The sequence below is a fragment of the Streptomyces sp. NPDC088817 genome, assembly GCF_044750345.1.
Classification (GTDB): Bacteria; Actinomycetota; Actinomycetes; order Streptomycetales; family Streptomycetaceae; genus Streptomyces.
On sequence record NZ_JBIVJN010000016.1, the window covers coordinates 88,853 to 100,415 of the forward strand.

Annotated in this window: 14 protein-coding genes; 5 read left to right on the forward strand and 9 right to left on the reverse strand. The window is 69.0% G+C overall.

The window, feature by feature from the left end:
• Positions 1–61: 61 nt before the first annotated feature.
• The 9 genes from ACIP4X_RS26770 to ACIP4X_RS26810 all read right to left on the reverse strand — a co-directional run bounded on the left by ACIP4X_RS26770 (position 62) and on the right by ACIP4X_RS26810 (position 5,702).
• Positions 62–556 carry a hypothetical protein gene (locus ACIP4X_RS26770; RefSeq protein ID WP_401350983.1) on the reverse strand — a complete coding sequence of 165 codons (495 nt, stop codon included), beginning with the start codon at positions 554–556 and terminating at the stop codon, positions 62–64.
• 204 nt (positions 557–760) lie between these two features.
• Positions 761–2,872, reverse strand: coding sequence for an ATP-binding protein (locus tag ACIP4X_RS26775; RefSeq protein WP_401350985.1), 2,112 nt, complete (start codon positions 2,870–2,872; stop codon positions 761–763).
• Positions 2,869–3,168, reverse strand: coding sequence for a hypothetical protein (locus ACIP4X_RS26780; RefSeq protein WP_401350987.1), 300 nt, complete (start codon positions 3,166–3,168; stop codon positions 2,869–2,871). Before ACIP4X_RS26780 ends, ACIP4X_RS26775 begins: the two co-directional genes overlap by 4 nt.
• Positions 3,162–3,479, reverse strand: a complete 318-nt coding sequence (locus ACIP4X_RS26785) for a hypothetical protein (RefSeq protein WP_401350989.1) — start codon at positions 3,477–3,479, stop codon at positions 3,162–3,164. Before ACIP4X_RS26785 ends, ACIP4X_RS26780 begins: the two co-directional genes overlap by 7 nt.
• 1 nt (position 3,480) lies before the next feature.
• Complete coding sequence (locus ACIP4X_RS26790; protein ID WP_401351066.1) at positions 3,481–3,843, reverse strand: RRQRL motif-containing zinc-binding protein; 363 nt, start codon at positions 3,841–3,843, stop codon at positions 3,481–3,483.
• Positions 3,843–4,703, reverse strand: coding sequence for a protein spdB (locus ACIP4X_RS26795; RefSeq protein WP_401350990.1), 861 nt, complete (start codon positions 4,701–4,703; stop codon positions 3,843–3,845). Before ACIP4X_RS26795 ends, ACIP4X_RS26790 begins: the two co-directional genes overlap by 1 nt.
• On the reverse strand, positions 4,700–4,981 hold the full coding sequence (locus ACIP4X_RS26800) for a DUF6303 family protein (RefSeq protein WP_401350992.1): 282 nt from the start codon (positions 4,979–4,981) through the stop codon (positions 4,700–4,702). The genes ACIP4X_RS26795 and ACIP4X_RS26800 overlap by 4 nt, the downstream gene beginning before the upstream one ends.
• Positions 4,978–5,436 carry a Pycsar system effector family protein gene (locus ACIP4X_RS26805; RefSeq protein ID WP_401350993.1) on the reverse strand — a complete coding sequence of 153 codons (459 nt, stop codon included), beginning with the start codon at positions 5,434–5,436 and terminating at the stop codon, positions 4,978–4,980. The genes ACIP4X_RS26800 and ACIP4X_RS26805 overlap by 4 nt, the downstream gene beginning before the upstream one ends.
• Positions 5,433–5,702, reverse strand: coding sequence for a DUF6284 family protein (locus ACIP4X_RS26810; RefSeq protein WP_401350994.1), 270 nt, complete (start codon positions 5,700–5,702; stop codon positions 5,433–5,435). Before ACIP4X_RS26810 ends, ACIP4X_RS26805 begins: the two co-directional genes overlap by 4 nt.
• 574 nt (positions 5,703–6,276) lie before the next feature.
• Between ACIP4X_RS26810 and ACIP4X_RS26815 the strand changes: the two genes are divergently transcribed.
• From ACIP4X_RS26815 to ACIP4X_RS26835, 5 genes are all read left to right on the forward strand, one after another.
• Entirely contained in the window at positions 6,277–7,122 is an 846-nt protein-coding gene (locus ACIP4X_RS26815) for a sigma factor-like helix-turn-helix DNA-binding protein (protein ID WP_401350995.1), read from the forward strand.
• 56 nt (positions 7,123–7,178) lie between these two features.
• Positions 7,179–7,931, forward strand: coding sequence for a hypothetical protein (locus ACIP4X_RS26820; protein WP_401350997.1), 753 nt, complete (start codon positions 7,179–7,181; stop codon positions 7,929–7,931).
• Between the two features lie 1,047 nt (positions 7,932–8,978).
• Positions 8,979–9,101 carry a hypothetical protein gene (locus ACIP4X_RS26825; RefSeq protein WP_401350999.1) on the forward strand — a complete coding sequence of 41 codons (123 nt, stop codon included), beginning with the start codon at positions 8,979–8,981 and terminating at the stop codon, positions 9,099–9,101.
• Between the two features lie 328 nt (positions 9,102–9,429).
• Entirely contained in the window at positions 9,430–10,698 is a 1,269-nt protein-coding gene (locus ACIP4X_RS26830; RefSeq protein WP_401351000.1) for a helix-turn-helix transcriptional regulator, read from the forward strand.
• Positions 10,699–11,134: 436 nt separating this feature from the next.
• The coding region (locus ACIP4X_RS26835; RefSeq protein WP_401351002.1) for a hypothetical protein at positions 11,135–11,563 on the forward strand (429 nt) is incomplete at its 3' end.

The window sequence follows — 11,563 nt, forward strand, 5'->3', positions numbered from 1 at the left end:
GCGTGCTGGATGGTCAGGGCGGCCCCGGACTTTGGTGAGACGGGGGCCGCCCTTGGCGTTGCTAGTGGTTGGTGGTGCGGGCGATCAGTCCGCGCGTGTGGGTGGTGGTGTTCTCCTGGCGGACCGGGCCGGCGTAGTGGTGGTGGTGTTCGGTGTGGGCGGCCTTGAGGGTCCGCAGGGCCGATCCGATGGCGGCGGCGACGGCGGCCACGGCGGCGATGGGCAGGGTGACGAACAGGACGGAGGCGAGGGAGATGGCGGCGAATCCCTGGCAGGCGAGCCAGACACCGCACCCGACGCCGACGCACGCCGCTCCGACGCCGATGCCGGCGACGGCGGTGCCGGCGGCCCAGGCGGGAACGATCCGGTGGTCCGGCTGGGCGACCGGCGGGGTGCTGCCGTAGGCGGGCAGGGGGCTGGTGTCGCGGTACGAGGTCGGCACCTCGGGTGCGGGCCGGTACGCGTCGGCGATGATCCGCCGTGCTTCGGCCGCGGCCTGGTCGTCGGTCATCCGGGCGTCCGCCCGGGCCGGGCTGGGGGTGGTCTCGGGGGTCATGCGGAATCCCTTCCGTTGCTCGGTGAGGGAGGCGGAACCACCCCCTTGCGGGGTGGCTGTGGAGGGGGGTTTCGGGGGTCTGACCTGCGTGCCTCCCTGACTCCCTGATGGATCATTTGTGCTGGTCAGGGCCAGGGAGGCGGGTCAGGGAGGCGCTCAGGGAGTTCTCCCTGCCTCCCTGACCCGTTGGGGGTCGCCTCCCTGTCACTCGGAGGCAGAAGCGGAACCGTCCTCACTCCGGTTGGCGAGGGCGCGGGCGACCCGGTCGCGGCCGACGACCATGCGGCCGTCGGACTTGTACGGCTCGGCGCCGGCGTCCTCCAGGACGCGCTTGAGGTCTCCGGGCGTCCACCGGCCGTAGGCGTCCGAGTTGAGCGCGGAGAGCCGCTTGAGGACGTCCGCGGTGAGTACGCGCGGCGCGTCCCCGAGGACCGCGAAGATGTCGGCGAGCGGGTCGCGTTCCTCGCCCCGCTCGATGACGTGCAGGGTGGTCACCCCGTCGCGCAGTGCCCTGGCGCGGTCGGCGATCTCGGTCGCGGTGTCGGTGTCGATGTAGTGGGTGCGGACGGTGATGGATGCCTGGCCGGCGGGGATGGTGATGCCGTCGGAGGCGACGACGACCGTGCCCTTGTCCAGACCGGGCCGCAGCAGGTTCGGTGCGGCCCCGCCGTCCACGGCCTTGTCCCCGAGCGCCATGCGGGCCTGCGACTCGGTGCCGAGGGCGAGGGAGGCGCGGGTGTGGGCCCCCTCGCGGACGAGCTTGGGGAGGTTCTGGTCGGTGGGGTCCTGCGTGCCCTGCCACAGCAGCACGTTGACCGCGCGGCCCTGGTTGTGGATCTTCCGCGCGGCGGTGAAGTACCGGGACGTGGCCTTGCTGCCCCCGTAGGGCCGCCTGTCCTCGTCCTTGGCCGGGCACATGAACGCCACCTGCGCCTCGTCGACCAGCAGGATCAGCGGCGGGAAGGCGGCCCCGTCCGCAGCCTGCAAGCGGCGCTCCATCTCCGCCACGCCGCCTTCGAGCATCTCGGTCGCCTCGATGACGTGGTCATCGGTCGGGCCCTGGATCAGGATGGTGGCGAGCCCGATGAACATGGCCCAGTCGCCTGCCCCCTTGAGGTCGGCGATGCGGAACTCCACCGACCGGTCGAGGGTGAGCCACAGGGCGAGCGCCCTCAGCGCGGCCGTCTTGCCCTGGTTGGACAGGCCCGTGATGAGCAGGTGCCGCTGATACAGGCTCAGTGCGGCAGCGTCGCCGCGCAGGTCCTGGCCCCAGGGGGCGCGGCCCTTCCCATAGTCGGCGGTCAGGGTGTCGTCGGTGGCCAGTGGGGACGGGCCGATCGGCTCGTCCAGAGCCCCGGAGTCGGCGATCCACAGCCGCACGGTGCGGGCGGCTTCGGGGAGGGTGATGAACACCTCGTGCTCGTGCCTAGTGAGGTTCTCCGCGAGCTTCCGGCGCCGGTTCTGCACCTCGTTCGTCGACACTCCAGAGGGGAGGGTGACGTCGACTTCCACGCCGCATCCGGCGATCCGGATAGGTCCGAGCATGGAGGCGCCGGCGTCGCCCATCTCCTTGATGGCGTTGCGCAGCGCGGGCACGCCGAGGTCGCGCAGGGCCTTGACCACGATCGAGGGGGTGATGGGTTCCCCTGCCGTGTCGCGGACGGTCGCGGGGAGCGCCCAGGCGGGTGCGGCTTGCTGGTGGCTGCCCACGGCCCACAGGGCGAGCAGGGCGAGGAACGGGCCGATCGAGACGAGCGGCCCCCATACCACCTGAACGATCGTGATCAACAGGCGGATGAACTCCACCACGGCCATCAGTGGGGTGACGACGTCGGTGGCGTCCTTGTTGGCGATGGCCAGGACGACGCCGAGGGCGACCAGGGAGCCGATGCCCATACCGGTGCCGACCAGCACCCCCTTCGCGGCGTCCATCGGGGAGTGGAGCAGGTCCATGCGGCGGCGGTGCCGGGCCTCGCGGAAGCGCTGCCCGCGCTCCTCCCACTCCGCGGCGGCCTCGTAGTTCCCGGCCGCCTCCGCGGCGCGGAGCATGCGCTCGTAGCGGGCGGCGGTCCGGCCGTCCCAGGTGCGGCGGGCCACGATCCGCGCGCCCCCGAACACGTAGAGGCCATGGCGGGCGGCGCCGCGCGCGACCGTCCTGGTCGTCTCGTGCGTGACCACCGTGCGGATAGCGTGGCCGGACCGGACCCACAGCGGTACGACCGGGGCGGCCGGCTCGGGGACGACGGTGAGGGCCGGGCGGGTGTCGACGGCGGGCGGGTCGGTGTGCTTGTGCAGGTGAACGACGTTGCCGCTCATGACGGAGACACTCCTGACTGCCCCGGCAGGGGCGGGAAGTTGAGGGGGCCGTCGAGCCAGCAGAACGGGCGGATGCCGGCGGCGGCCTGGAACACACGGAGCGCGGCGCCCTGCGGGGCGTCAGGCAGGGCGTAGACGCGCCCTCCGTCCAGGGACGCCAGGAGCCGGGCGGCGTGGTGCTCGCAGCCGTCGGCCCCGGCGTTGAAGGCGTCCAGCACGGTCACGGCGACCGGGCCGACACAGAGGGTCAGGTCGTCCGGGTGGGCGGCGGGACAGCGGCGAGTCATGGTCACCACCAACCGGATGACTTCTTGGCGGACTTGGCCGCGGCGGCCTCGGTGACGATGCGCTGCCGCTCGGTCTGCAAGGCGGTGATCTCCGCGATCAGCCGCGTCTCGGCCGACAGCCACGCGGACTCCAGGCGGCGCTCGGCCCGGTCGGTGCCACGGCCGCGCATGACCCCGTAGGAGCCGCCGGCCATGGCCGCGACGATCGCGCGCCGCTCGCGGCCATCCAGCGGCCACATCTCCCGCTCGCGGACCGCCTCCAACTTCCGGTTCGTCTTCTGGATCTCGCGGTCCAGACGGCGGGTGTCGGGCTTGCCCACGTCAGCCCCTCCTCGGGGTGTCATCGAGCGAACGGGTAGAGGTGTTGGGGAAGGCACAGGGCACGCACGCGCCGAGCGAGCCGGGGATGACGTATCCGGCGTCGCGGCGGCACTGCGGGCAGACGCGACGGGCGGTGTTGGCCTTGGCCAAGGCCGCCCGCTTGGCGTCCGTCATGGGCCGGACCGGCTTGGCCAGGTCGACCCGGTAGAGGTAGGCGACCAGCGGGCCCCGGCGGCGGCGTGGCCGTTCGAGCTGAGCGGCCACGTCCTGACCGCCGGGCCGCAGTCCGCGGGCGCGGAGTTGGCGGCGGGTGGCGTAGCCGTCCGGGGCCAGGCGCCACCGGAACACCGGCAGCGCCCCCATCACGCGACGCGCTTCCATGAGGCCCGCAACCGGACCTCGGAGGCGGAGTGCCCGGCGGCCCGGAAGCGGGCCGCCATCTCACGGTAGGACAGGGCCGGGGTCTCGCTGTGACGGATCTGGTCGACCAGCGCGTCAAGCGCGTCGTCGGTGAGCGCGGGCGCGGCTTCCAGCGCGGGCGCCCCGGTCGGCTCGCTCGGACCCCAGACGGGGAGCTCCCAGCGAGGCGTGACGCCGGGCGTGACGGGGGTCGTCACGCTGGTCAGCGCCCTTCCGGTCTCCTCGCCCTTCCGGGCCGTCTCCAGCGTCGACCAGGCCCGAGACAGCGTCTTGGCGGTCTCGGCCTGGACGTGCGCGACGCGTGCCCCGGCGTGCGTCACGGCCGTCAGCCGGGTCTCCTCGCTGGCGGCCTCGGCCCGCAACCGGGCACGCGCCACGGCCGCCTCGTCGCGCGCCTCCTGCTGGATACCGCGGATCGCCCCGAGCGCGGTCGGGGTGAGCGCGGTGCGCTCCCACAGCCCATGCACCAGCCACAGGGCCTTGGCCGCGACCGGCAGCCACGCCACGGCCAGCCACGCGCCCGTGGAACCCTCGGCCGTGACCGCGTGGGCGACCAGGACACCGGTCGCGATCAGGCCGAACGACCAGCCGACGCCGGTCACCACGGGGCTGTGGTCGCCCTGTGCCGCGAGGCGGCGTTCGTAGGCGAGGGTGGCCAGCCATCCGCCGTCGATGCCGAGACCGACGACCAGGGCGACCGGCCACGGCATCGCCGTACCCAGCCACATCACGACCACGGCCAGGGTGAGCACCATGGACACGGCCGTCATCGCGACGGCCGGCAGAACGGTCTTCGCGCTCACGCCGCGGCCCCTTCCTGCTCGCGCACGTCCACGGCCGCGATCAGAACAACCGGGGTGCTGTCGTCGCTGTAGATCCGGCTGTCCTCGATCCAGGACCACTGAGCGCCCGGCGCCACCTCGTAGCCGAGACCGGCCAGCACCGCCCGCCGCTCCGCCACGGTCGGCACCGGTGCGGACCGCTCCCACCGGAAGGTGGGCCACTCGCTCTCACCGAACAGCACGACGTACAGGCGCCAGGGTCCGCCGTCGCTCGCCATCTGCGCCGTCAGCGCCGTCACAGCGCACCCCCGGCGGTGAGCAGGGCGGCGAGGATGAGCAGGGCCCCGCCGGTGTAGGTGAGGTCGACCGCGCGGCGCAGGCAGGTGAACTTGGCGACGGCCAGCCGGGACAGGCCGGCGACGTCCGCCGCGAGATCCCCGCCGTTGACGGTGGTGGTGATCTCGTCGGGGGTGAGGGTGGCCCACAGCGGGAAGCCGAAGCGCTCGCGCCGGCTGCCCAGGTTCGGGCGCACCGAGCGCAGCAGCATCCCGGCCGCGGCGACCAGCACCGCCAGGCCGCCCCCGCCGACGATGGCGGCCGACAGGGTCAGGGGGAGGTCGCGGGCGACCGTCCACGCGCCGGCCAGCACCGCGCCGACGAACGCCAGCAGCAGCCCGGTCTTGCTGTCGGTCCGCGCGATCTCCGCCTTCACCTCGGCGTGAGCGGCGGTCAGGTTCCGGCCGGTGGCGCTCACGCGGCACCCCCGGGCACGCTCGCGCCGGCCGTGCGGTTGAGCAGGGCCACGCGGGCGGCGAGCGCCCGGCGGCGGGCGCGGCGGATGCGGCGGGCGTCCAGCTCGGTGGGCGTGCGGTCCAACGTGATGATCTGCGCGTCCAGCAGGTCGACGTCCGCCAGGATCACGGGCATCTCCAACTCGATCGCGTCCAGCTCCGCGGCCGTCGGCTCCATGAAGTCGGCGAACGCGGTAACAACGTCCTGAACAGTGACGATGGGACTCATTGGGTCTGGTTCCTTCCAGAGAGGAACGGCCCGAACAGCGGCCCCGGTGTTCCAGCACCGGGGCCGCGCGCCGTTGAAGTCGGAACATCCGGCTCCCCGCACTCCCGTCCGTCCGGCGCCGCGCGAGGCGGTCCGTACGGGCGGGAGAGGCAGCCGGCCGCAGCGTGTGGTGCTGCGAAACCAGAGCGGACCGAACTACCGCAGAGGGCGTCCACCGACCGGTCCATCACGGTGGCGCCTGGATTCTTCGTCGGTGCATTGGATGCCCCTTTGTCGAGGTCAACAGGTGTGAAGCACTGCAAGGGGGACCTAGTCCCCACACTCCGGCCGTTGCTCGCGGTCACCGGGCCACCTCGCCAGTCGGGCCGAAGCCCTGTCCTCTGGCCTTTAGCGGGATTGCAGCGTCCCCGCCCTCTGCATTCGTGCAGGTCAAGCAGTCGCAACAACCCGCCCCCATGTTGCCTAGGGGGGGTTGCTGTCTTGCTTGATAGGTACGGTAGGCAAAGTAGAGACACCATGCAACCCCCACTCGCGGTACGATCTGATAGCCCCCCTAGGCGATGATTGGAGAGTCGTGCACGAGGACATGAAGCGGATCTCAGGAATCGCGGATCCGGTCGACCGAGCCAAGGCAGCAATCGCCCTGATGGCGACCTATCAGGGGTGGGTGTTGGAGCTGTCCCGCGTCCGCCGCGAAGCCATCGAGGAGGCGCAGGCGTCCGGCATGACCCAAGCCGACATCGCAGCGCGGCTTGGGGTGAGCCGCGGCAGGGTGGGTCAGCTTGCGTCGGCCGGCCCGCCCCCGGAACGTGCGTTCTTCGGCACCGACTTGGTGACTGTGTCTCTGGGGGGCAAGTACGAAGGCGGCAAGTCGCCTGAGCAGAACCCCAGCGAGGTCGTCACCAGGGAAGACCTCGACAACTTCGAGCACCTGCGCAAGTTGCTGAGCGGCATGAAGCTGGATGCCCAGTACGAGGTCATTCCGCCGACCGGCATCGTCAACCTAAACCGCGACAACCACGTGGTCGTCTGCGGCCCGCGCCTGTCACCCATCGTTGCCCAGGTACTGGAGGGCGACGACAACCTGCGGTTTGAGAAGGACCACGTGTGGCACCTGCTCGACCAGCAGACCGGGAAGGAGTACCGGTCCCCGCAAGATGAGGATGGTTCAGCGGGAGACGTTGGCTACCTCGGACGGCTCCCGCGCCTTGATGGCCGCGGGACGTTCCTCTACATCGCGGGAATCCACGCCATCGGCGCGAACGGGGTCGTCCACTTCCTGGAGCACAACTTGGCAGAGTTGTACCGCGAGGTGCGAACGAAGCGCTTCTCCACGCTGATCTCCTGCCGATACAACCCTGAGAACCTGGAAATCCTGGAGAGCCGCAGGGTCACTCCTCTCTACCGACACGAGGGCTGACCATGCGAGTGAGCTTTGACAGTCGTCCGGGGGGAGCCAACCCTAATGAGGACTGGGTGGCCGGCTCCCCAACAGTTGCAGTAGTGCTAGACGGGCTAAGCACGGCGGGATTGCCTACGGGATGCCAGCACGGCGTTCCCTGGTACGTCGCCCACCTTGGCGGGTTCCTCATGGCCGCCCTGGCTGAGCCGGAGATGTCACTCTCAGACGGCTTGGCGGATGCCCTCGCCCGTGTGGCGGCGCTGCACCCGCAATGTGATCTCAGCAATCCCGGGACCCCATCGGCCACGGTCGCGATCCTGCGGCAGAGGTACGAGGCTCTCGATCACCTCGTACTAGCAGACTCGCCAGTCGTATTCGACGCCCGGGATGACTACACCGTGGTCACTGACCTGCGTGTGGACGACGTCCTTCCTGATCTGCGGGCCGAGGTGGAACGCCATGAGACCCACACCCAAGGCCACAGGGAAGCCCTCCAGCGCCTGGTTCTCGCTCAAAGGGAGGTGCGCAACACCCCGGACGGATACTGGGTCGCAGGCACCAATCCAGAGTCAGCGCAGCACGGCTTGACGGGTACGACGAAGCTTGAAGACGTACGGAGCGCCGCCGTCATGTCGGACGGAGTATCGAGGCTCGTCACGGAGTACGGCATGGCCACCTGGGATGAGGTGTTCGCCACATTGCATGCGGGAGGCCCCCGTCAACTCATCGAGGCCGTGCGCCAGGTTGAGGCATCAGACCCCACAGGCCGCCGATGGCCCCGTTACAAGTCGGGAGACGACGCGACCGTGGCCCTCTGCCAGTGGTGACCAGCGGAATCAGAGTCGTGAGCGTATGCCGGCGACGTCCTCCACAGGGTCAAGTTCCCGCGCCAGGTAGGGGTTGACCATTGGTGTCGGCTCCCACGCGGGGGGCGTATGCCCGTCTTAAGATCCGCGTACGTGACGCAAGGCAGCCCACCCCAGCTGGATAAGACTTTCCCTGCTGCCATCAAGCCCCGGCTGCGCTCCGCTCCGCCGGGCGCGCTTCCCGGCTCCGCTCCGGGCGCCGCTCCTGCCTTCGGCCCGCTCCGCCCGCGCTGCGCCGACGCGCGCCCACTGGTGGATAGGGCCGGAGGCCATGAGGCGAGCACGGCATGGAGCGCCCTGCGGTCAAAGATGGCGCCTCCGGCGGGGGATCGGCCAGCACCGGGATGGAGGGGGGCGCCGCCGCCTGCGGGTCCGTAGTGGCGTGTGTGGGGTGGCTTCCATCCCGTCCACCGTCGACCCAGGCGGAGCCGAGCAGACGCGGCCCAGGGGCGTCCAGGTCGTTCGTACAGTGGCGCGCTCCACCTGGACGCCCTGAACCACGCCCGCTCCATGGTGTGTGGGTCGACGGCGGACGGGATGGAAGCGGGGGTGGTTGAGGTGGGAAGAGAGCTCGCCACCACGGCTCGCACGGTCCACCGCACCTCGGCAATGTCCCAGATCAGTAGGGCGCAGCGAACGTGATGGATCACACATCGGGTAATTTTAGTGGACTAGTACCTGATCATGCCTGCGTCATACGACGTAGACGCGCCCCCCAGCTCCAAACTCGCACGTTGTGCGCCGGCGCGGAAATACGGGCCTCAACAGCCGCGATTCGGGCGCTAGTTCGCAGCCCATGTCCCGTACGCACGGGTAACTACGATAATCAACTAATCGTCAAACGGCGATTATCAATGGTAGTTGGGGCGGGGATGCGCGCTCGCTGACCGGTGTTGCACGTGGGACCCGGTAAGCTCGACCCGACATCTTCTCTCGCGTGGCGTAACCCGTCGATCGGTTGACCCGATCGGGGCCGATCGGCTCCGCGACCGAGAGGAGGTGTTGCGTATGGAGAACCCGCCGGAAGGCGGGGAGCGAATCCACCGGAAGATCGTTAAGAAGGCGTTCGGCTGGCTGGTACTGCAGGCACTGGGTGCCTGTCTGCGTCACCTGATCGAGAAGCACTTCTGAACGTCGAAGGCCCCCTGCGGGAACAGAGGGCCTTCCGGGAAAACGCTCCCAGACGCTGGCCCTGTGCCCCCGCTAACGGAGTAGCTAACCGTGGAGGTACAGGGCCTCTTCATAATCGATATCTGTGGACCGCTTCCCCAAAACCATGCGGCCAACGGCGTCTAACGTCGCTTATTTCCGCGCCAGCATCCACTCGTTCTGCCGCTAAAAGAAACGACGGCCCAGGTCGGAGCGCTAGCGATCATGAGGGCTAGACCAACCGTGGACACTGCGATGGTACCCCTAAAGTGGTCCCTGCGACGAGGGGAGCACGTCAATGGCACGGGGTATGACGAACTTCAGCCCCGCTGAGCTGCGGGCGCATCGGATGAACCTGTATGCCCAACCGCTTCGGACGTCGATGACTGCCGAAGAGTTGGCGGAGGCAGTTGGAGCGACCAAGGCGCAGGTACTGGCCTACGAGAACGGGCACCGCGTGCCAGACCCGCCGCGTGTGCGCGCCCTCGCTCGAGCTCTCGGAGTGCATCCCTGGCAGCTCATGGACTCCGATCGTGAAACCTGGACCCTGGCGGACTTCCGCCGTGCCTCCGGCCTCCGGGCTCAGGACGTCGTGGAACGCCTAAGCGTCTCGCCGAAGAACTATCGTCGCTTCGAGAACGAAGGCATCGTCCCAAGTCGACGTCCCCAGTTCGTTGATCAGGTCGCCTCCGTCCTAGGGATCAGTCACCAGACGGTCGAGCGGGCCATAGACCGAACACCTGCTGTACAACAGCGACAGTCCCGGGCCTTTGAGCTGGTTGTAGCCATGGCCGAACGGTACGTTCCGCATCCTGGTCCGTGGCGGGGGCCTTCGCTGGATGACCCCTACCTGCTCGAACTAGCGGCTGCGTACGGCCGCCCAGCACAGCGCATACAGCGTGTTCTCGCATATGAGCTGGGCGAGCTACGGCAGAGCCACGTACGCGCCCAACGGGAGCGCGTCATCGCGGACTACGACACCGACCTCTCTCGGCAATCAAGCGCTCGCTATGCAATGAACCGCTGGCACGAGCTCTACGACAAGGAACTGGTCCGGATTCCACGTCGGCTGGAGAGGTTCCACCGCACAGCCCAGCCCTCAGACGTGTGGCAACTTCTTGTCGACCTGAACAACGTCGATGCTGCAGTGCGCCTCGACCCCTCAACGTGGGCTGTGACCAGACTGCTATGCAAGGACGCCGACGTATTGCCTCGTTACCTGGTCGAGCGCGCCCGTTTCCATGACGTGGAGGTCTGTCGCCTGACGGGTCCCGGCACGGCACACGTGGTGCAGTACGCCGGCCTGTACGCGGCGCTGTACCCGGGAGTCCGCAGGCCTGTTCGCGGGACGACCCGCACGGTCACGAAGAGTCGCAGCACGGCAGGGCAGGATGCATTCACCCTGCCAAATCGGACCGAGCGCCTCGTGGTGCCGCAGCCAGTCCTCGAAGCGATGCGGGCCGTGATTGCGAGCTCCAAGAACGGGCTGTCCATGTCCCTGAGCCGTACTTACGAACTCGTAATTGGCTTGAACTCACTCGCAGCAGTGACTCCGCATGAGGATGACAAGCCTCAGTGACGAACAGGACGGCCGTGCTCCCGCCGTGCCCGATCAAGCGGGGAACCATGGGGAACACCGGGTAACCTCAGAAGCTCATAGTGAGAAGGCCCCCGACCAGACAACCAGGTCAGGGGCCATTCTCCTGTGCTCTCAGCGCGGAGGAGGTGGGATTTGAACCCACGGTGACATCGCTGCCACGACGGTTTTCAAGATTGCTTCCGGATGCGATCCCATCGCTCCCGTATCAGCTGAACCTTGGGGCAGAGCTTGACAATGATCCACTCGTGTGCGTTGCTATCAGCAGGGCTGGACACGCACTGCCCGAGCCGCTGCTAACGCGCCCATGCCGCGAACGCGCCGACGGCCAAGGTCTCTTGGGGCCCGTGGAGTTGAAGCCTGTTCAGATACGGCAAATGTCTAACGGCCGCATGGGGACCGCAGGAAGGATGTTGCCGTGCCCAAGAACCAGCGGACGGCGCAGAAGAAGGCTCGTGCGCTTACTAACTCCGCACGCATCCCATACTCCATGGCACTGAGGCTTGCCCAGGGAGCCGAGGGCGCGCAGCCACAGGTCCAAAGGGCGGAATCCCCCAGGCGGCCGGCAGCTCGAGCGCTCTTCCCGTCGTTCGGCGAGCAGGTGGCGAAGTCGCTGGGATCTACGTCTCGGATCAGCGCCGCCATCAAGGCGCCGCGCATCCCGTCGCTGGGCGAGGAGGTGGCGAAGTCGCTGGGAACTTCGTTCCGGGCCAGCGTGCTCAAGGCGTCTCGTACGCCGTCGTTCGGCGAGGAGGTGGCGAAGTCGCTGGGATCTACGTCTCGGATCAGCGCCGCCATCAAGGCGCCGCGCATCCCGTCGCTGGGCGAGGAGGTGGCGAAGTCGCTG